This is a genomic window from Ignavibacteriales bacterium (assembly GCA_026390815.1).
Taxonomy (GTDB): Bacteria; Bacteroidota; Ignavibacteria; order Ignavibacteriales; family SURF-24; genus JAPLFH01.
The window spans coordinates 58,623-80,411 of record JAPLFH010000003.1 but is presented as its reverse complement, the minus strand read 5'-3'; the positions used below and the strand labels follow the sequence as shown (position 1 = coordinate 80,411).

Below are 21,789 nucleotides of genomic sequence, written 5' to 3'. Positions count from 1 at the left end.
ATCGGAGGGGAAGATGTGTGATTTAAAAAATATTTTATGAATAAATTTTTACTGTTTACGTTTTTATTCGTTTCTACAGTTTTCTTTTTTTCCTGCAAAGAAAAAGTAACTGATTCAGTTTTTGGTAATAAAGCACCAGATACTTTTATTTCGCTTTTCCCGGATCAGGATATTTCCAAGCAGCAGAGTAAACTTAGAGTAAGATGGTGGGGCGATGACCCGGACGGTTTGATTGTAGGTTACTATTTTACCTGGGATAACGTTCATTGGTCATTTACAAAAAGCAACGACAGCACATTTGCACTTCAGATTGGTGCTTCCGATACAAACTATACATTCAAAGTTGCTTCTGTGGATAACAGCGGCAATGGTGTATACGATCAGGAAGTAAATCAAAACGGAATTAATTTTGGACCAGAACCATTCATCGATAAAAACGGAAATGGTACTTATGATGCCGGTGAAACTTTTTTTGATGTTGGTACAATTGATCCGGTACCAGCTCAATTAAAATTTCCTATTAAAAACTCAGCCCCGCAAATTACCTGGAGTAGTTTAACGGTTCTTCCGGATACTTCCTTTCCGGTTATGACGTTTGGTTGGGATGCAGAAGATATTGATGGAAATGAAACTATTACCAGGATTAATGTTGCAGTAAATGATACAAATAAATCTTTATCCTTACCGGGTTCAACCAGATTGATTCTGATCCGGGTAAAAGATTTTAGCAACAATGATGCTCAAGCTGAGGTTTTGATCAATGGTTCAGAAAGTCATGTTGTTGCCGAAAAGTTAACTGGAATTAAACTTAACGGCAATAATACAATTTATATTCAGGCAGAAGATATTTCTGGAGCAAAGAGTAAATTCATTTCTTTGCCACAGGAACCTAAAAATTGGTATGTAAAAAAGCCATCTGGCAAAATGTTAGTTATTGATGATTATCAGACAGTTGATAATTCGCCTTCATTTTACCGGGTGATGTTCGATTCATTAAATAATGGAAGTTTAAAAAGTAAGTATGATGTCTGGGATATATTTAAGAATAAAGTTCCTTATGAAAGCGTTACATTCCTGGAAACAGTTAAAATGTTTAAATATATTTTCTGGTATACGGATAACAATCCAAGCCTTTCACTAACATCTGTATCAGTTAGAAAATTTATGGATGCAGGCGGTAAGATTGCATTCTCAATGATCTTTCCTCAGACAATAGAGCAGCAAGATCTTCAGAATTTTCTTCCGATTGATTCCGCGGGAACTTCAAATGGCAAGAGTTTTACAAATTCACTTTTTCCTAATACCAATGTTTTAGTTAGTGAGGCAATTTTAAATTATCCACCTCTTAAAACAAACACAACAATTTTTAGAGTAAGAACATTTTACCCAATTCCTTCTAGTGCTATTCCAGTTTATAATGTAGAAAGCACTCAAATTACTTTGAATAAAACTATTGGATTCAGAAGTCTGGATAAAAAGTTGTTCTTTATTGGTTTACCGCTCTCCAAGACTAATGCAATACAAACAAATGTAAAAACACTTTTAGAAAAAGTATTTTTTGAAGATTTTGGTTTAACACCATGATGAAATATTTAATTTCCATATTGCTTGTAATTGTTTCTTTCATTTCTTTTGCGCAGCAAAAAGGAAAACTTGAAGGAAAAATAATTGATGAACGAACCAATGAAGTATTGCCTGGTGTTAACGTTGTTTTGAAAGGAACTTATTACGGTGCTGTAAGCGATGTAAATGGAAAATTCCAAATCAATAATGTTTCGGAAGGTACTTTTAACGTAGAGGTTTCTTTTATTGGCTACAAAACAACACAGTTTACTGGAATTAAAATAGAAGCTAATAAAACTAAAATGCTGGATGTTAAGTTATCTGAAACTGCTCTAACGATGGATAAAGATGTAATTATCATTGGGGAAAAACCGTTAGTTGATGTTGAAGAAACTCAAAGTAAAAAAGTAATTTCCAGGGATGATATTGAGATGGCGCCGGTTGAAAATGTGAACGATATTATTTCCATGCAATCAGGTGTTGTAAAATCGGATAATGCAATACATATCCGCGGTGGCAGGAGTTATGAAAATGCTTTCCTGCTTGATGGTGTTTCCGTTCAGGATCCGCTTTCGGGAACAGGATTCGGTTTGCAGTTAAGTGCAAACTCAATTGAAGAGATTGAAGTTATTACTGGTGGATTTAATGCTGAGTTTGGTCAGGCAACTTCTGGAATTGTAAATGTAAAAACCAGAGAAGGTGGTGATAATTTCCGCGGTTATGTTTCTTATAAACGCGATAATTTTGGGAATAAATCATCTGATCATGTTTTTAATTATGAAGTACTTGAAGCTAACTTGAGCGGACCTGAGCCAATTACTCGTTTTGTTTTACCTGCACTCGGATTACAAATTCCTGGTGAACTTTCTTTTTTCACAAGTTTTTATGTTGGACTTAGCGATGGGATTACCCAAGGTTACTATAAAACAACAGCTGATAGAATAGTTTCATCAATTTTTAATGGATCGAGATTTTCACCGCGGCAAGAAAATAGCTGGTTTGGTCTTGGCAAACTTACTTACAAAATTTCGCCTACAATGAAATTAATTTATTCTTTCAATCAGTCAGTGGATATAAATCAAAATTCCCAATCACTTCAATCAAATCTTGAATACATAGAACCAAGTCCTGGTTATCAATATGAATTTCAGAATATCCTGGATAACGCAAACGTTTACACTCATAATAATATTTATCATACAATCACTTGGACGCACACACTTAACCAGAAAACCTTCTATGAATTGAAGCTCGGAAAATATTTTACGCATTTACGCTCTGATGCAAATGGAAAGAATTTTAATGAGTATGCTGAACCTAAAGATATTACCAATTTCCCGATAGAGTATTATAATCAGAATCGGGATACAATTGGAGTTATACCTGGTGATGGTTTTTGGGATGTTGGAAATCCTTATACCTGGCACGACCATCATTATGATGAAGTATCATTTAGAGGTGATCTGACAAGCTTTTTCGATGAAAAAAATAAATTTAAAGCTGGATTCAGTTTATCTATTACAGAAATGCAGTTGCTTGATATTTATAAACCCTGGATCGGAACGCTTGGATTGAATAATGATTATTACAAAGTTTATCCTGCTACTGGTTCTTTTTATGCACAGGATAATATCAACTTTAGTGGTATGATTTTGAATTTCGGTTTGCGAATGGATTATTGGTTCCCCGGTAAGTATGTTGATGATGCAGTTGATAACCCGGATGTAATTACAATACCGGATCAGATACGCAAAGAGTATAAAGATAATTCTTATGGGTGGTTTGGAAATAGAAGATTTAAAGCAAGGTTGAGTCCACGACTTGGAATTTCACATCCCATTTCTGATAACCAAGTTTTATTCTTTTCATATGGACACTTTAGCAAGTGGCCTAAGCCGCAGTTCGTTTATGCAAAGTTGAATCCAACTTCCGCTAAATCATCTTTTCAAAAATTTGGCAATCCTAATTTGAATCCTGAAACAACAGTCGCTTACGAATTAGGATTAAAGACACAATTTTCTGAGAATGATGTTCTTACAATAACTGCATACTATAAAGATATTTTTGATTATATCTCAACTCGATCTGCAAAAATAACTTCTGCCCGTTTTGCAACACAAAGTTTTGTAACTTATACAAACCAGGATTATGCACGTTCGCGCGGCTTGGAATTGGAATACAGGAAAAGAGTTGGCAAATGGTTCAATGGTGTTGCTTCATTTTCATATGCAATTATCACAGGAAAAAGTTCATCTGCAGATGAAAGCGCGTTAGTTATCAGGGGCGATCTTGATGAATCAATAAAAGAAGAATACACTCCCTGGGATAAACCCTTTACTGGATCATTATCAACTTCATTTTATGTAGAAAAGGGTGAACCAGTTTTTGGAATCGGCAGTGGAATCCTTGACGATTATAATATTTATCTTAGATTTTTCTATCAATCGGGTAAACGATATACTGCTTCATATTTTACTGGTACCTATGGCAGTGACGGACGACCTGAATATGATACCGACAGGAAGAATAGATATGCTTTAATTGGTGATGACTGGTATTGGCTTGATGTGAATTTTGAAAAATACTTTTCACTTGCGGGTGTAAAGTTTTCGGTTTTTCTGGAAGTTAACAACTTGCTGGATACTAAAAACTCAGCTATAATAAATCCTGTTACCGGTAAAGCGTATGAGTTCGGCGATCCAGTTCCTAATTCCTGGAATGATCCTATGTATCCTGATTTGCAAGCACCTATTTCTGCATATCCTTATAACCCGGCACGTTATCTAACAAAAAGGAATGTAAAGATAGGAATGAGTGTAAGATTTTAAAACCTTAGTTATCAATTTACTAAAGCGAATTTGCCTTTAGAAAATTGGTTGCGAAGAAAAAAATAGAGTATGAAAAAAATATTTTTAGTTTTATTTATCATTTTATTTGTAGCTGAATCAAAAGCTCAATTGTTCCCGACGCTTGGTGGTCAGCGTGCAGGAATTTCCACAGCACAATTTTTAAAGATTGGTGTAGGAGGACGAGCTTCAGCAATGGGTGATGCGTTTATTGCTGTCGCTAATGATGCATCTGCTTTATACTGGAATCCTGCCGGATTAGTACAATCTAATAAAGATGAAGTGATCTTTTCTCACAACGAATGGTTGATAGATGTTAAACATGAGTTTGTAGGTGCAGTTTATCATTTATCTTCTAATGATGCGGTTGGAGTTTCACTAACTTCGCTACATATGAAAGACATGAAAGTTACAACGGAATTTATGCCTTTTGGTACCGGTGAGTTTTTTAGTTTTGGAGATATTGCTTTAGCACTTACATATTCCAGAAAAATGACTGAACAATTTAGTTTTGGTGGAACGGTAAGATATATTGAGGAAACACTTGATAAATTAAAAATGCGCGGAGTTATGATTGATTTAGGTACCCTTTATTGGACTGGTTTAGGTACAACTCGATTTGCAGTTGCAGTTACAAACTTTGGAAACAATCTTGCTCCTGATGGAGAAGTAGTGCTTGTAGGAAAAAGAAAAAAATCGGATTGGCAGTCATTCTCTCCTCCAACTATGTTTAGAATTGGTTTTGCTTTTGAACCTTATAAGTCAGATGATCATGAGGTTACCACATCAATTCAGCTCAATCATCCTAATGATAATAGTGAAAACGTTTCTTTTGGAACAGAATATAAATTTAGGAATTCCTTTTTCCTCAGAGGCGGATATAAATTTAATGTGGAAGAACAAAATTATTCGTTTGGCGCTGGAGTAAAAATTCCTTTAAGTATTGCAGAGGTTAATTTCGATTACGCTTATGCTAATTTTACAAAACTTGGCTCTGCACACAGGTTTTCAATTATTCTGGGATTATAAAAAAGAATTTTATTTTAACATTGATCAGCATTCAACATAAAAACATGATTAAAAATTTTATAAATAAATCAATTAAATCTGCCAGGCGGAAAAAACTTTCTCTTCTTTTCTTATTTGCATTAATTTTAGTGGGCGGTTGTTCAAATGAAAAATTGGATTTAAACAAAATTACCAATTCGGTTCCTGCGGCTGGCGGTAAATTGAGTGATACTGTTTATATAAAACTAAATCCTGACTGGACTGGTTTTAACAAACCTGAAGATATCATTATTGGAAGAGAACCATTTATTTATGTTGCCGATACTTATAACGATCAAATTGTTATGTTGAATTTAGCTGGGCAGGTTTTGGGTAAATGTCCCGTTAAACATCCGGTAGCTTTAGCGCAGGATTACCAGCTTAATCTGATTGTTTGCGCTCAATTCGATACTCTTGTAAACGGAATTACAGAATCCGTTAGTGCTGTTTATAAAATAGATTTGGTACCAGTTGGGCACAATATTACCTTAGCACCAATAACAAGGATTCTTCCAACCAAAGATGATTTTCGTTTTTTATTTGAAGTTAAGAGAAGAGAGTATACAGGTGTTTGTGCATTCTTTGATAACTCATTTTATGTTAGTAGAAAAGGTCCCAAGAATGATAGTCCCATCGATCCTGATAATTCAATATTAGTTTTCCATAAAAAAGTATTATTGAACGGATCCAAAACAGACACACTTATTGGAAGAGTGCCTTTACTTACTCCGGAAGGAACAGGTATTTTATCTGCAAACAAAATAAGTTCACTTACATCCTTCGATAAAAGAAATGTTGATTTTATTATGACGATGGTTGGCAACAATAGCTTTAAAACGCAATGGTTGCAATATGTGGAGACTGCTGATTTTTCCGGTTATGTTAATAAACTTTCTCCATCCAATGCTGCAATGATGCAGGTAAATAGATTTGGAAGCCCTGAAGATGTAGCCATTGATGGTTCTGGAAATATTTTTATTGCAGACGCTCAGAAGGATAGTGTTTTTAAATTTAGCGTTTATGGGGAAGAACTTCAGTCATTCGGTGGTCCAACTGTATTCAAAAGTCCACACGCCGTTGCAATATTTGATAAAACACTTTATGTAGCCGATACTGAAAATAATCGTATTCTCCGCTTCATTCTTTCAACGGAGATAAATTGATTGAAGATTAAAATCTTAGCACTCTTTATTTCTCTTATTTCAATTCTTTATTCCCAGGACTTAGTTCCAATTGCAAATCTAAAAAACAATAATTCCAACGGTATTCCTATTGATTTAGATAAGGTGTTTAAAGTTACCGGTGTTGTAACTTCGTCAAATCAACTTGGAACTGCCGGACCAGCGACTATACAGGATAACTCCGGAGCTATGGCAGTTTATGGAAGTAGTTTTGCAAATGAAGTAAAGATAGGAGATTCAGTAACTGTTATTTCTACTTTAACACAATATAATGGTTTGGCGGAATTAAACTTCACTAAGGCTGGTTCATCTTATCTTAAACATAAATCAAATGTTCATTTCGATACTCTCATCGTTACATTATCCCAAATTAAAAACCAGCAATGGAATGGATATGAGGAATTTGAAAGCCAGATTGTGCGCGTTAATAATGCTACTATTTCAGGTACCGGTAATTTTGAAGGAAATAAAACTTATACAATAAGTGATGCTACCGGTTCATTAGTTATTTATTCCGATAAGGATGTTACTACGCTTGTTGGAACACCAATACCATCTGGTTCAGTTGACTTAATTGGAGTTGTTGGACAATATCTTGTAAATCAACCATACAATTCAGGATATCAAATAATTCCAAGATTCAGGCAAGATATTATTGATGATGGTAGACCAATAATAATGAATTCTGTTGTAGCTGCTAAAATTGATTCAACTTCATTTTCAGTATATTTTTCCACTGCCAGGAATGGAAACAGCAAAGTTAAATATGGATTAACAACTTTACTGGAATTGGATTCCGTGGTTGTAAATGAAGATACAACTCAACATTCGGTAGCAATAATCAATCTTAAACCATTAACAAAATATTATTTTAAGGTATACTCAACTAATGCTGCCGGAACAAGTGAAAGCAGTTTGCAAAGCGCCAGTACATCATCTTCTAATCCACAGACTGGGACTATAAACGTTTATTTTAATTTTGATGTAGATACAACAGTTGCAATAGTTGGAAACAAGGCAAATGGAAACATTAATTTTGCAGCCAAACTTTTAAATAGAATAAATTCTGCAACATCATCAATTGATATGGCAGTTTATAGCTTTTTTGGATTGAATGATATTGCGACTGCTATAATCAATGCAAAGAACCGAGGCGTTAAAGTTAGAATTGTTTACGATAACCGAACAACCCAATCTTCTATGCAATTGCTTTTAAATGCAGGAATAAAGATGAGTCAGCGCCCGGCGATTGACGGTTTAATGCATAACAAATTTTTTATTTTTGATGAGCGGGATGATAACCCAAATAATGATTGGGTGTGGACAGGTTCCTGGAATGTTACTTCAAACGAATTAGCATGGAAAAACAGTGCCTTGGAAATAAATGATCCAACTTTGGCTTCTGCGTACACAACTGAGTTTGAAGAAATGTGGGGAAGCAATGGAGATGTTCCAAATGCTGCAACTGCTAAATTTGGTCCTTTTAAAAGTGATAATACAATTCATTCTTTCAATATTGGTGGAAGAGAAGTTTATTTATATTTCAGTCCATCAGATCAAACAGAATCCAGGATTGTAAATGCTATGCAAACTGCGGATACTTCAATCTTCTTTGCACAAATGACGTTTACAAGCAACAGCATTTTTTACGCGATCAGAGATGCAAATCAAAGCAAAGCTAAAGATGTTAGAGGAATAATTGATAATATTAACGACAGTGGTTCAGAATACACCAATCTGAAAACATTCGCAGAAGTATTTGATTATAACCAATCAGCCACTCTTCATCATAAGTATGGAATAGTTGATGCTTCCCTAACTAAATCAGATCCAATTGTAATTACTGGTTCACATAATTGGTCCGCTTCAGCTAATGAAAAAAATGATGAGAACACTTTAATTATTCATGATGCATTAATTGCAAACCAGTATCTGCAGGAATTTAAGAAAAGATATAATGAGCTTGGCGGAACAACACGATTTGTTGTTCCAGTAATAACAGATGTTGATGCAGGAAAAGCTGGTAACATTCCGGATGATTTCATTCTCTTCCAGAATTTCCCAAATCCTTTTAATCCGGTTACTACAATTTCTTTTTATCTGCCATCAAGTGGAGAAATTGACTTATCTGTTTTTAATATGCTTGGTGAAAAGGTAGCAACTGTTTATTCCGGGTATTCTCAAAAAGGTAAGAATGTAATGGATTTTAATGCTTCAAATCCCTCTGATAGTAAAGCAAGTCTTTCAAGCGGTATATATTTCTTTAAACTTACGTATCAAAACAAATTTCAGGCGAAAAAATTTGTAGTTCTTAAATAATTTTCCTCAGCTTCTTTGGAAAAAAAATAGTCTTTCGTTAAATTATCACAAGTTTAATTCGAAATTTAAGGTGAAAAATGAGCAATATGGAAGGTCAAATAGTTCAGGTTATAGGTCCTGTAGTTGATATCGATTTTCAGGAAGGTTATTTACCAAGTATAAATAATGCAGTTAAAATTCCACGCAAAACTGTAGAAGGAAAAGATGAAATTTTAATTGTTGAGGTTCAACAGCATCTTGGCGAAAACCGCATTCGCGCAGTGGCAATGGATAGCACCGATGGTTTAGTTAGAGGAACAAAAGCATTTGATACAGGCGGACCAATTACAGTACCCGTGGGACCAGAAACTTTAGGCAGGTTGATAAATGTAATCGGTGATGGAATTGATGGCTTAGGAACTGAAATAAAGACTAAATTAAGATACCCAATACATCGTCCTTCTCCAAAGTTTAAAAATCTTTCTACCAACCAAGAAATGTTTGAAACCGGAATTAAGGTTATTGATCTTCTTGAACCTTATACGCGTGGTGGTAAAACAGGATTGTTTGGTGGTGCTGGAGTAGGAAAGACAGTAATTATTCAAGAGCTAATCCATAACATAGCACAGGAGCATGGTGGTTATTCTGTATTTTCCGGTGTTGGTGAAAGAACACGCGAAGGAAATGATCTTTGGCTTGAAATGAAAGAATCCGGAGTTTTAGCTAAAACAGTTTTGGTTTTTGGTCAGATGAATGAACCACCGGGAGCAAGATTACGTGTTGGCTTAACTGCTCTTACCATGGCAGAATATTTTCGCGATGAAGAGGGAAGAGACGTACTATTATTTATTGATAACATTTTCCGATTCACGCAGGCTGGTTCTGAAGTTAGTGCATTGCTTGGTCGTATGCCATCTGCAGTGGGTTATCAGCCTAATCTTGCCACTGAAATGGGCGCATTGCAGGAAAGGATCACTTCAACTGATAAAGGCTCTATTACATCAGTGCAGGCTATTTACGTACCTGCTGATGATTTAACTGATCCAGCACCTGCTGCAGCTTTTTCTCACCTTGATGCAACAACAGTTTTAAGCCGCCGTATTTCTGAATTAGGAATTTATCCAGCGGTTGATCCACTCGATTCCACTTCAAGAATTCTTGAACCAGGAATTGTTGGTGATGAACATTATCAGACTGCAAAAAAAGTAAAAGAAATTCTACAAGCTTATAAAGATTTGCAGGATATCATCAACATACTAGGAATGGATGAATTATCTGAAGACGATAAAATAACTGTTAGACGAGCAAGAAGGATTGAGAGATTTTTAAGTCAGCCATTCCATGTTGCTGAACAGTTTCTTGGCTATAAAGGAAAATATGTAAAACTTCAGGATACAATTAAAAGCTTCCAGGCTATCATCAATGGCGATTGTGATGAACTACCCGAACAGGCATTTATGTATGTTGGAACTATAGAAGAAGCTTTCGAAAAAGCAAAGACGCTTAAATAGAATATTTGGTAAAGGATAACTTGTAACGATGAAAGAATTTCAATTAGAAGTAATTACCCCGGAAAAAATTGTTTTTTCCGGAAAAGTAAAATCAGTATCTGTTCCCGGTACCAAGGGTAATTTCCAGGTTCTGTTTAATCATGCACCTTTAATGAGTACTTTGGAAATTGGAAAAATTAAAATTGAAATTGAAGAGGGAAAGGAATATTATTTTGCAACAAGCGGTGGTACAATTGAAGTGAATAAAAATAAAGTTCTTATCCTTGCAGAAACTTTTGAAAGTCCGGATAATATTAATTTGGAAAGAGCCAAAGAAGCCTTAGATCGTGCTCAAAAAAGATTGCTTACAAGGAAAGATATTGATATTCAACGTGCAGAAGGGGCATTAGGACGTGCCAAAAACCGGCTTGATATTGCTGCTAAATATAAAAGTGCGAATGCTTAATTAATTTTTTTTTTTAAGAATTGTTTAATTTAAAAACCCATCCCTCATTATAATTTCTTTAATTGTTTTACTCTCAGATATACGTTTTTCCAATTTTTCCAGATGCTCTTTTAGAACATTCAATCTTAAAGATTCATCCTGTATTAGTAATAATTCTTGCTGCTGTTCCAGTGTTAAGCCAGTCTTCTCTGCAATTTTAAATGATTTAATCGGTGCATGTGATAAACTTGTCCAGAATGATTGATCCAATTTCAATTCACTTTTATTTATAAGAGCAACAAATTTATTATAAATTTCTTCCACCAATTTTTTGCTTATTTCAAAATTAATATCATAATATGGATGAGTGTTGGCAATTAAATAACCATCATCGTGCAAGGAAACTGATACAATTACAAACCTTCTAATACCCTTTACAATAATATCCATTTTTCCATCAGCATATTTTTTTATCACTTGGGAAATCTCAACATAAGAACCAACTTTAGCATTTTCTTCTCCAACTTTTACAATAATTCCAAATCCCTTGTTAGTCTCAAGACATAAATTAATCATCCTTTTATACCGCTCTTCAAAAATGTGAAGGGGATAAAAAGACCCGGGAAAAATTACAAGCTGAAGTGGAAATAAAAATATCTTTTGCATTTAGTTTGGATCAATCCATTTTCTTCTGGAAAACAATATAATAATTTTTTCTTCATCTTACACTGCTGAACGAAACGAATTATATACTAAATCCTAATTCCGAAATCCTAAACAAACATAAATTATAAAGATCAAATTCAATTAAACTTTTTATAACATTTTGAAAATTAAATATTTGAAATTGTTGAGTATTTATTGTTTCGGATTTCGAATTTGAAAAATGATTATCAATCACAAACCATTATAAAATATTTTTCTTTGAGATTCTGTGATTTGATGTAGTAATAAACAAAATGCCCGAAGATATAAAATCATTCAGGCATTTTATTATTCAGGAGAAAGAGAAATTATTTACTTGCAGTTTGCAATCTTTTGGAAACTTCATCCCAATTTACAACATTCCAGAAGTTTGTAACATACTCCGGTCTTCTGTTTTGATATTTAAGATAATATGCATGCTCCCAAACATCGAGTGTTAAAATTGGAATACCTTTTACTTCAACTACATCCATTAAGGGATTATCCTGGTTTGGCGTAGAGGTTATTTCAAGTTTCCCATCACTTTTTAAAATTAACCATGCCCAGCCAGAACCAAATCTACCAATGGCTGCATCAGAAAACTTCTTTTTAAAATCATCAAAAGAACCAAAATCAGAGTTTATCTTATCGCCCAAAATACCAGAAGGTTTGCCTCCATTATTTTGTTTTAATAATTCCCAGAACATTGTGTGGTTAAAATGCCCGCCGCCATTATTCCTTACTGCCACAGGAAATTTTGAAACTGACTTTATAAGTTCTTCCAAAGAAAGTTTTTCCATTTCACTTCCTTCAACAGCTTTGTTCAGGTTTGCAACATAAGCAGCGTGGTGTTTATCGTGGTGGATTTCCATTGTTGTTTTATCTATATAAGGTTCTAATGCATTATATTCATAGGAGAGTTTCGGTAATTCGAACTTAGACATATTACTATTCCTTTCATTTATATTTTTTGAAATTTTGTTTGTAAGAATTGATAATTTATCCGCTGTAACTGCGAATGGGATTAATCCCGCAGAAAATAAAAAATTTCTTCTTTTCATTAATGCCCTCTAATTTATAACATCAAAAAGACCCGCTTAAAAAAGAAACGGGGAATGGGAGAATCGGTGAAACGGAGAACAAATATTTAACTGCTTACGCTAAACACCGAATGACTGTCCGCATCCACAGGTTTTAGCAGCATTTGGATTGTTGAATACAAATCCTTTTCCATTTAATCCATCAGAAAAGTCCAGTTCAGTGCCCGTTAAATAAAAAAGACTTTTACCATCTACTAATAATTTGAGCTCTTCAAACTGAATTATCTTATCACCATCTTTTACTGTTGTATCAAATCCCATCGAATAAGATAATCCACTACAACCGCCGCCTTTTACACCAATGCGCAATCCCTGGTCATCAGGAATGCTGTTCTCTTCTTTAATTCTTCTTATCTGGTCCAATGCTTTAGAAGTTACGTTAATTTCATTAGCTTGAATTGTTACTTCCGACATATTTTATTCCTTTTAGAATAATTTTAAATTATTGCTTCTGATTTAACAACAATATTTTCTTTGGATAAGTTTACTTTCCAGGTATTATTTGTTAATCTGCTCAAAATATTTTTTTCCTCAAAGGATAAGATTATTGAATCTGAAAACTTCTCTACCTGTGTAAAATTAAGTTTTATATCCCGCTTTTCGAAAAAGCTAACTACACCGTATTGAATATCGCGAAGAAAAATATTTGAGTTATTAAATACATGGTATTTTTCTTTTAGAAAATTGAAAAATAAATCTTCATTCTGCATTAAAAATTCTAGTTCTTTAGTTTTAAACATGCCTTTCCGTTTATTTTGTTAATGGATCATTTGTAACTTTATGTTATTAATCGCACCGGATATTTTACTTATACAAAAATCGATCTCTTCTTCAGTTGTTGATCTACCTAAACCAAAACGAAAAGTTGAATGAAGGAGTTCCTTTTTTACCCCAATTGCTTTCAGTACATAACTGGGTTCAGATTCCCCTGAAGCGCAGGCGGAACCTGTTGAATAAGCTATATCTTTCAACTGTAAAATTAAGGAATTGATATTAATTTTCCCAAAACTTAAACTAAGATTATTGGGTAATCTTTCAACCGGATGACCATTTAAATGCACATCATCAGTTTCGGAAGTAATACTTTTTAATAATTTGTCACGCAGTTTTTTAATTCGTTTGCTTTCTTCCGGCATAACTTGTTTTGATATTTCGATGCATTTCCCAAATCCAACAATACCGGGTACATTCAAAGTTCCTGGTCGATTGTTATTTTCCTGCCCGCCTCCGTACAAAAGCGGAGCTAATTTAATTTTAGGATTTTTATCTTTAATGAATAATGCCCCTACGCCTTTTGGTCCATAATTTTTATGTGCGCTGAAAGAAGTAAAGTCAACATTAAATTTATTTACATCAAAATCTATTTTACCAATTGCCTGCGCTGCATCAGTATGGAATAAGACATTATTTTCTTTACAGATTTCTCCAATTTCTTTAATCGGTTGAATTGTACCAATCTCATTATTTGCCGTCATAATGGAAACGAGCAATGTTTTTTCTGTAATGGCAGATCTCAACTCATCTAAATTTATTCTGCCATACTCATCAACTGAAAGCAAGGTAACGGAAAAACCTTTTCGCTGTAAAATTTTAAGCGGTTCCAGGACAGAAGGATGTTCAATTTGTGTAGCAATAAAATGATTCTTTAAATGTCCATAGTTTTCTGCAAGTCCAAATATTATCTGATTATTAGATTCCGTGGTTCCGGAAGTAAAAATTATTTCATTTGGTTTTGCATTAATAAAGTCAGCAATAATTTCCCGTGAGTTTTTTACTGCTTCCTCTGCAATCCAGCCAAAGGAATGATCTTTACTTGAACTTTTGTTTCTTTTATAGAAACTTCTGAAAATTTCAATCTGTCATTCCTGCGAAAGCACATAGGCGTCAACTTAAGGATTATGTTTTTCAATCAAAATTGGTACAATTGTTTTGATTTCAGAATAAATAAGGTTTTTATATATCATCCCTGCTTGCAGCAGGCAAGCCTAAAGGGATTTTATTTGCTTTTTTTATTCATTTTTCTATAAATATTTCATCCCTGCTTGCAGCAGACAAGCCTATCGGGATGTATATTTCTTCATCCCAGAGGGATGATATAATTGTAGAAACAGAAAGAATAAATAGAGCAAAATGCCGTAGGCATGATATAATAAAACAATAATTTAACCGAAAAATAAAATAATTAACAGTTTATTAATCAGTAATTGAAACCCTTGGGTTAACGCCTATGTGCGAAAGCAGGAATCCATTGATTTTATTTTAGATTCCCACTCCCGCCTACTGCTGGCAGGTTCGTGGGAATGACACTCAACTAATTATTAATTTTTCAGAAGTTTCTTATAATAAACGATTTTAAATAATAATTACAAGTGATAAAGAATACAAAGAAATAAATTGTTGCGTTGATAAATTATTAAATAATAAAACACCAACTGATATTTCAAACAACAATTTAACAATTGAGCAATTAAACAATTGTTTGCATATAGGCTATTTTAAATTTCATTAATCAGTGCTGATCATAAAAAATCCGCTTCATCCATGTTCCATTGAAAACTTCAAATATTATTTAAATTATACTTGACTTTAAAGTTTTAATTTTACAGTTTGCGTTTAGAAAAAAGACAATCCTGCCTTAATTGAAATAAAAATACGATTGAAGAAATTATTAGCAGCAGGATTTTTCTTTTCTAATTTGTTCTTACAGTAAAAATTTTAAGAATCTTCAAAAAGTTGGGGAGGGGCTTAACACACACTACTCAAAAACATCCTCAATGAAAAAAGAATTTGTACAGTGCTATTTACTTTTTAATACTGGTCATAATAAAATAGTATAAAGTAAGTGGCGATATAAGAAAAATATATTTTGTTTATAAATGTTTTTTTTCTGTTTTTATTCTTTGCACATAAAAATATTAATTGATAATTAGAAATTGGAAATGGGTAATTGGAAATTGGAAATGGGTTATTAGAAATTGGAAATGAGTAATTGGAAATTGGAAATAGATAATTAGAAATTGGAAATGAGTAATTGGAAATTAGAAATGGGTAGTTGGAAATTGGAAATAGGTAATTAGAAATTAGAAATGAGTAATTAGAAATTGGAAATGAGCAATTAGAAACTGGAAATGAGCAATTAGAAATTAGAAATGGGTAGTTGGAAATTGGAAATGAGTAATTGGAAATTGGAAATGACCAGTTTAAAAATGGAAATGATGAGTTTAAAACAAGAAATAAGGAGTTTTTATAATAAAAGTGTGGATTTTGCAACAAAATAGAGCTTTTTAAAGTAAATAAGCCAAATGGCATTCTATTTATCATAACTAAAAAAGGGAGTTGATATGAAAAATAGTGAAGAAAACTCGCTCCGTATGTTCGAAAATGTTTCTGGTTTATTAAAAGAAAACCAGGAAATCACTTCAAGTATCCAGCAGTTTGCTGAGAGTGAGGCTGAATTAAACCAGCTCATAGCTGATATTAAAACAACCAACCAAATGCTCATCAACGCAGCCAACGGAAAAACAGATGAAAAAACCGCTGCTGAAGAGGATCTTGAAGATTACGTTATCCTTTTCAGCCGTAAGTTTTTTGTTTATGCCCGCAGGAATGCAGTTGAGGACCTTAAAGCGCTAATAGGTTTTAAGGAATATGAAATTAAAAAACTGCGCGACAGGGAATTAATTGATAGGGCAGAATCGATCCGTAAGAAAGCCGTTGAACACCTTGCAAAACTTGAAAAGTACGGCATTAAGCAAGTGGAAATTGATTTGCTTGATGCTAAAATTAAACGGTTTGAATTAACTATCGGTGAGCAGGGAACCGGTTACAGCGAACGTGGTGGTGCAAGAAAATCCCTTAATGTACTGTTTGAACAGGCAAGCCTGCTGCTTAAGGAGGAAATTGATGGCTTGGTTGAATCTTACAAAGATGAAAATTCCGATTTTTATAACCAGTACATTACCGCACGAGGTATTAAAAACTTAGGTGTAAGACACAGGAAAAAAGAAGAACCTGCTATACCTGTTGGTGGTGATGGAAGTGGAACAGGTACATCTGGAACGTAGAAGTTTGTAATTAAAGAATGCGTGAACGCATTTAAGAATAAGATTGTGGAAAAAGGATGAGTTAGAATACTCTACCTCTGAAAGGGAGGTGGAGAAATTAAAAAATTTTAAAATTCATTGGAGATTAAATTATGTCTAAATCAACAAGAAACAGCGGTAAAGTATGGACACCAAATGAGGTTAGCCAATTAAAACAATTGGCAAAACAAAATACACCGACAAGAGTAATTGGATTAAAATTAGGTAGAACTGAAGGAGCAGTTCAGTCAAAGGCAAGCGAAGAAAAGATTTCTTTGAAACCTACTAATCAATCACCGTATAATAGGAAGAAATGAAATTATATCAACAAAAAAAATGGTGGAGAGGAAATCCATCCAGCTCCACCATGCAATATTTAGGTACCCAATATTATTATCGGTAGAAGTACTTAAATCTTTATAGGTTTTGGGAAGAAAAAGTATGAAGAAAAAACTACTAACACTTTATCTTAAACATGACAATACATTTAAATCTCTATCAAGTATTGCACTTTCACAATTAATTTTAAAATTAATATTTGTCTGTGGTGAAGGTGTAAAAAGAAATTTATTAAAAGAAGAACTAAATAATATAACACATACCAAAATTAGTAAGAAGGATTTTGATAAATCCATTGAAGAATTAATAAATGAAAACAAAATTTTTCACAAAGATGAAGGATTCTATTTTGATAATAATTATAGAGTAAAGATAGAGAGTGCGTTTAATGAAAATGAAATTTGCCATCAAAATGTTATAGAAAATTGGTTTGAAAATACAGAATGTGATAAAAGTATCGTTAGAAATTGGTTTGAAGATTTAACAATCACTTTTTTTGAGAAATTTAGTTATGAATGGATCCATGAAATCTGTAAAAATCCTACAGAATTTTCCAAGAATACTTTAAGAATTAGAGAATTAATAGAAAGTAGTTTTAACAATTATAATACTATTTCAGATAAAGATAAAAATTGGTTGGCGAAGCAATATTTGAAATTTCTTGATAGTGATAGAAGTGAAGATATTAATTTGTTATGGGCATATGGCACATCAAAATTTTCTACAACTTTACTTACGGCAAGATTATTTGGGGACAATCTTTCACTGGAATATCTAAAAAATGCAACCTTAATATTGGATACAAATATTTTAATGATATTAGGACTTGAGGGATACGAATTTTCCAAATCATTAGAAAATATGGAAAATATTTTTTTGAAATATGGTATTAAGACAAAACATCTCCCAATTAGCCGAAAAGAATATCAAAGAGTTATTGAAAATAAAAAAATAGAAGTATTAAATGTTTTTAAGAATTATTCAATAGAAGTTTTGATGAAGGTTGATGACTGTTATATAAGGACTTTAATTAAAAGAAACCAAACTGATGAAGAAGAAATTACACAATTTTTTAACTCATTATATAAAATACCGGATAGATTTTTTAATAGATTGAAAATAGAATTATTAGATGATGATGAGGTTAACATGATTGTATGTAAAGCTTCACAAGATAATTCTATAAAAAATAGAATAAATGAAATAAATATTAAAAGGTGGAATAGACCAAGAAGAGAAAATGCACTAATTCATGACGCTGGATTATTACAAGGTGCCCAATTTATAAGAAAAAAAGAAAACTGTTGGATTTTAACCAAAGATGGGACGATAAAGCAATATGCAATAGAAAATATAATTAGAGATGAATTTCCAATAGCCATAAGTATGGACGTATTAATAAATCTAATGGTTTATTACATTGATGATATTGATATTGATCCTACAAGCTTTGCCCCACTCTTTGTTGATGTTATAAAATTATCACTAATTCCCGAAAAAAATGCGTTTACTCTAGCTGACTTGTCGTATATACTTGACACTAAAATTCAGATAAATGAATTGCCGGATGAAAAAGTTACTGAAATTGCACAAAAATTAAATAAAATAAGGATTTCCGGAGCCAGTGAAGAAGAAGCAAGTTTATTTTTAAGAAGAGAATTTCAGAATGAAAAATTAAAAATAAAAACTGATCTTGAAAAATCGCAAATTGAAAATCAGTTTTTAAAAGATGAGAAAGAAGAAATGATTAAAGAACGTGATTTATTTATTGAAGAATTTAGAAATCGGAGAAAAGGAGAATTGCATGATGAATATGATGGTAAACTTAGAAAAAACAAATTGATGATTTTTTTAATATTGCCTTTAGTTTTATTAATTCTTACTTCAATTGTCATATTATTTATTCAATCAAACAGTAAATTTGAAATAATTGCTTCAGCAATTAGTATTGAAATAATAGGCTCAATATTATTTTCAAATTATTATTTAAAACCTAAAATTTTAAGTAAGTATAGTGAAAAAATTATAGGGATAGATATAAAAGTTAGTAATGAAATAAAGGAATTAATTTCAAAAAAAAAGAATAAAATTATTATGAAAATGTAATGATAGAAGGGCATTTGTTTAATAGACTTTAAGAATAGAAATACAAAAATAATAAATTATATTAATCCCTTAAGAGGAGATAAAAATGATTCAAGAATTGTTAACTACTGAAGATATTCTTACTTTAAGTGGTGCAGTAACGGCAACTTATTTTTCAGCTCAAACCTTGTTTTTTCTTTTTAAATTGAAACCTAAATATGTGGGTTTTTTTATATCATTATTAATTTCTTATACGGCTATTATAATAAAAAATGAGATTTCATTTATCTCTTGTATTTTAGCTTTGTTTAATAGCTTTATAATTTATTCAAGTGCATTTGGAATTTCCGAAATGACTAGTTTGAAGAATTTTAACGCCAATAGTAGTAAAATAGATGCAGAAGAAATTGTACCAAAGAAGAGATATTTTATGGCCTGGTCTAGGTAGAAGGAGAATTGATTTGGTTACCTTTAAAATAGCATCATTTAAACTCAGTAAAAAAGAATTTTCAATTATTAAAAAAATAGATCTCTGTGCTCAAATGCTGGAATTAAATGATATTGAACAGCTCATGAAGTTTATGGATGAAAAAATTAGTGGGAAAATACTAGTAATTAATCTTACAGAGGATATAAATGTTAATTTAATTTTCGAAAAAACAAAAGAAATAAAGAGTAATGATTCAATTCAGATAGTGTTTATTCATAGTAATTTGATAACAGTTGAGATCAATTTATTTAAAGGTTATAGCAATATACATTTTATTAATAAAAAAGCAGCAGATTATATAATTTATTTACTAACCAAAATTTATGCTTTATATGAAAATATCAAATTAAATATTCAATCAAATAAAATAAAAAATTTAATTTCTTATTATGAAGAAGCCCGTAAAGAAATAAATCAAGAAATTAAAATCAACAAATTCTTAAATAAATCTTTTAAAGAAATTGATTCTTTGTTTATTGCTGTTATTAGAAGCGAAAATATTCCCGGAATATATTCCATTAATACCAGTGCAGGTTTAATAAAAATGGATTTTGAATTAATAACAAAAAAATATATAAATGAATTAGATGAAGCATTAACAAAAAATGAAAGTTTATTTGTTAGTGAGGAATTATTACCGGGATTAACAAATAATATTAGAACTAGTTATAATGGAAAAATTTTGTACTATGTTACAAAATTTATTCTTAATGGTGTTTATAGCTATATAATTTATGTATTCCCAAAAGATGATATGGTCAAATGTTTTATAAGTTCTTATGAATTATGTTCTCGAGAAATATTCCATCTTATGAGACATATTACGGTGCAACAAGAATATGAAAATTTAAAAACCTTAACACAAATCGAAAATATTCATAGAGAAAAGGATGATGTTCTTTATGATGTAATTAAAATATTAAATAATTTTTTTAATGCTAACGGAATTTCAATTTTAGAAGTTGTAAAAGAAGAGAATAATAAACTTTATTTTAGGAAAATCTATAAACATTATGAAAGAGGGATTGAAACAGAATATTTCAGTTCGAATAATTGTCTAACATATCATTGTATAAAAAACAACAAAGCTTTTTTTATTACTAAGACATTTGATGACTTAACCTGTGAAGCTATTCAATTCAATCCAAACAATATTTCATTTGAAAATTGGGAAAAAGTAAAATTAAATTTCATTATTACTCCAAAGACTATTGAAGATGAAAAAAGTGTAATGTATTACCCATTAATTAAAAGTGGAATAAATATAGGGGCAATTAAAGTTGGTAATTTTAATGAAATTAATGCTTTCGGTATTGAACAGTTACTTGCATTAAGAATCTTTAGTGAACCAATAAGTAATTTATTAGCAAATATTAGATCTATTTCAGAAATATTTCAAAAATTAGAAATCAAACAAAAGATGGTAGAAAGAGCTGATAGTTTGTTTTTCTATAGAGAAGTATCATTAAGAATTTTCCATGAGTTAGGAAATCATGTTTATACAATAGGATCTGAGTTAATGCTTTTAGATGCTTTAGCAGGACAACCAAATAGTAAAAAAGAAGAACTAGAAGAACAAATAAAAAACTTTAAAATATTATTGAATTTATGTTCAGGTCTTGTTAAGCAAGCACAAGAAAGAGGAAAAACATTAAAACCAATTTCGCAAAAAATATTATTCGTCGAAAATGTCGTGCGACCTGCAATAAAGTATATAGAAGATAGACTTATTCGAACAAATATTAGTATTAAGCATTCGTTGACAAATGAAGATTATTTAGTAATTATTGATAAAAATTTAGCATACGAAAGTCTAATTAATTTATTTAATAATTCTATTAAAGCTATTAAAGAAAATAAATTATCTCCTAAGAAAGAAATATTTGTAGCAGTTAGGAAACTTGTTGAATCAAAAATGCTTCGAATTGAAATAAGTGATACGGGTGTAGGAATTGAGGCTCAAATATTACCTTCATTATTTAATGAATTCTTTACTACTTGGCCAGATGGAACTGGTTTAGGTTTGTTTTATGCGCGGAAATTGATACAATATTTTAATGGATCCATTAAATTTATTAAATCTGTACCAGGTAAAGAAGCAGTCTTAGAAATATTATTACCAATATGTGAGGAATAAAT

General features: G+C 31.8%; 17 protein-coding genes. 12 read left to right on the top strand and 5 right to left on the bottom strand.

Features of this window, described 5'->3' with window-relative positions; translation table 11 throughout:
- Positions 1-36 precede the first annotated feature (36 nt).
- The 7 genes from NTX22_00355 (at position 37) to NTX22_00325 (ending at position 10,891) form a co-directional block, all read left to right on the top strand.
- Positions 37-1,584 (top strand): hypothetical protein, encoded by a 1,548-nt coding sequence (locus tag NTX22_00355; GenBank protein ID MCX6148955.1) that lies wholly within the window; start codon positions 37-39, stop codon positions 1,582-1,584.
- Complete coding sequence (locus NTX22_00350) at positions 1,581-4,391, top strand: TonB-dependent receptor (GenBank protein MCX6148954.1); 2,811 nt, start codon at positions 1,581-1,583, stop codon at positions 4,389-4,391. The genes NTX22_00355 and NTX22_00350 overlap by 4 nt, the downstream gene beginning before the upstream one ends.
- Positions 4,392-4,460: 69 nt before the next feature.
- Positions 4,461-5,438, top strand: coding sequence for a PorV/PorQ family protein (locus NTX22_00345; GenBank protein MCX6148953.1), 978 nt, complete (start codon positions 4,461-4,463; stop codon positions 5,436-5,438).
- A 44-nt stretch (positions 5,439-5,482) separates the two neighbouring features.
- The gene (locus NTX22_00340; GenBank protein MCX6148952.1) at positions 5,483-6,619 is read left to right on the top strand and encodes a hypothetical protein; all 1,137 of its coding nucleotides are present in this window, start codon (positions 5,483-5,485) and stop codon (positions 6,617-6,619) included.
- Positions 6,620-8,956: a phospholipase D-like domain-containing protein gene (locus tag NTX22_00335; GenBank protein ID MCX6148951.1), complete on the top strand. Its 2,337-nt coding sequence runs from the start codon at positions 6,620-6,622 to the stop codon at positions 8,954-8,956.
- Positions 8,957-9,033: 77 nt separating this feature from the next.
- Positions 9,034-10,446, top strand: coding sequence for a F0F1 ATP synthase subunit beta (gene atpD / locus NTX22_00330; protein ID MCX6148950.1), 1,413 nt, complete (start codon positions 9,034-9,036; stop codon positions 10,444-10,446).
- Between the two features lie 28 nt (positions 10,447-10,474).
- Positions 10,475-10,891 (top strand): F0F1 ATP synthase subunit epsilon, encoded by a 417-nt coding sequence (locus tag NTX22_00325; GenBank protein MCX6148949.1) that lies wholly within the window; start codon positions 10,475-10,477, stop codon positions 10,889-10,891.
- A 24-nt stretch (positions 10,892-10,915) separates the two neighbouring features.
- Here the strand turns inward: NTX22_00325 and NTX22_00320 are convergent, their stop codons facing one another.
- The 5 genes from NTX22_00320 to NTX22_00300 form a co-directional block, all read right to left on the bottom strand.
- Positions 10,916-11,536 carry an LON peptidase substrate-binding domain-containing protein gene (locus NTX22_00320; protein MCX6148948.1) on the bottom strand — a complete coding sequence of 207 codons (621 nt, stop codon included), beginning with the start codon at positions 11,534-11,536 and terminating at the stop codon, positions 10,916-10,918.
- Positions 11,537-11,883: 347 nt separating this feature from the next.
- Complete coding sequence (locus NTX22_00315) at positions 11,884-12,498, bottom strand: superoxide dismutase (protein MCX6148947.1); 615 nt, start codon at positions 12,496-12,498, stop codon at positions 11,884-11,886.
- A 216-nt stretch (positions 12,499-12,714) separates the two neighbouring features.
- Positions 12,715-13,068: an iron-sulfur cluster assembly accessory protein gene (locus NTX22_00310; GenBank protein ID MCX6148946.1), complete on the bottom strand. Its 354-nt coding sequence runs from the start codon at positions 13,066-13,068 to the stop codon at positions 12,715-12,717.
- A gap of 23 nt (positions 13,069-13,091) precedes the next feature.
- Positions 13,092-13,394 carry a hypothetical protein gene (locus NTX22_00305; GenBank protein MCX6148945.1) on the bottom strand — a complete coding sequence of 101 codons (303 nt, stop codon included), beginning with the start codon at positions 13,392-13,394 and terminating at the stop codon, positions 13,092-13,094.
- Between the two features lie 18 nt (positions 13,395-13,412).
- Positions 13,413-14,504 (bottom strand): cysteine desulfurase family protein, encoded by a 1,092-nt coding sequence (locus tag NTX22_00300; protein ID MCX6148944.1) that lies wholly within the window; start codon positions 14,502-14,504, stop codon positions 13,413-13,415.
- 1,491 nt (positions 14,505-15,995) lie between these two features.
- Here NTX22_00300 and NTX22_00295 point away from each other — a divergent pair.
- The 5 genes from NTX22_00295 to NTX22_00275 all read left to right on the top strand — a co-directional run bounded on the left by NTX22_00295 (position 15,996) and on the right by NTX22_00275 (position 21,787).
- A complete protein-coding gene (locus tag NTX22_00295; protein MCX6148943.1) occupies positions 15,996-16,718 on the top strand; it encodes a hypothetical protein in 723 nt (240 codons plus the stop codon).
- A gap of 131 nt (positions 16,719-16,849) precedes the next feature.
- A complete protein-coding gene (locus NTX22_00290) occupies positions 16,850-17,053 on the top strand; it encodes a hypothetical protein (GenBank protein MCX6148942.1) in 204 nt (67 codons plus the stop codon).
- A 124-nt stretch (positions 17,054-17,177) separates the two neighbouring features.
- Positions 17,178-19,181 (top strand): hypothetical protein, encoded by a 2,004-nt coding sequence (locus NTX22_00285; protein MCX6148941.1) that lies wholly within the window; start codon positions 17,178-17,180, stop codon positions 19,179-19,181.
- 85 nt (positions 19,182-19,266) lie between these two features.
- Complete coding sequence (locus tag NTX22_00280) at positions 19,267-19,608, top strand: hypothetical protein (GenBank protein ID MCX6148940.1); 342 nt, start codon at positions 19,267-19,269, stop codon at positions 19,606-19,608.
- Complete coding sequence (locus NTX22_00275; protein ID MCX6148939.1) at positions 19,568-21,787, top strand: HAMP domain-containing sensor histidine kinase; 2,220 nt, start codon at positions 19,568-19,570, stop codon at positions 21,785-21,787. Before NTX22_00280 ends, NTX22_00275 begins: the two co-directional genes overlap by 41 nt.
- The last annotated feature ends 2 nt before the right edge of the window (positions 21,788-21,789 follow it).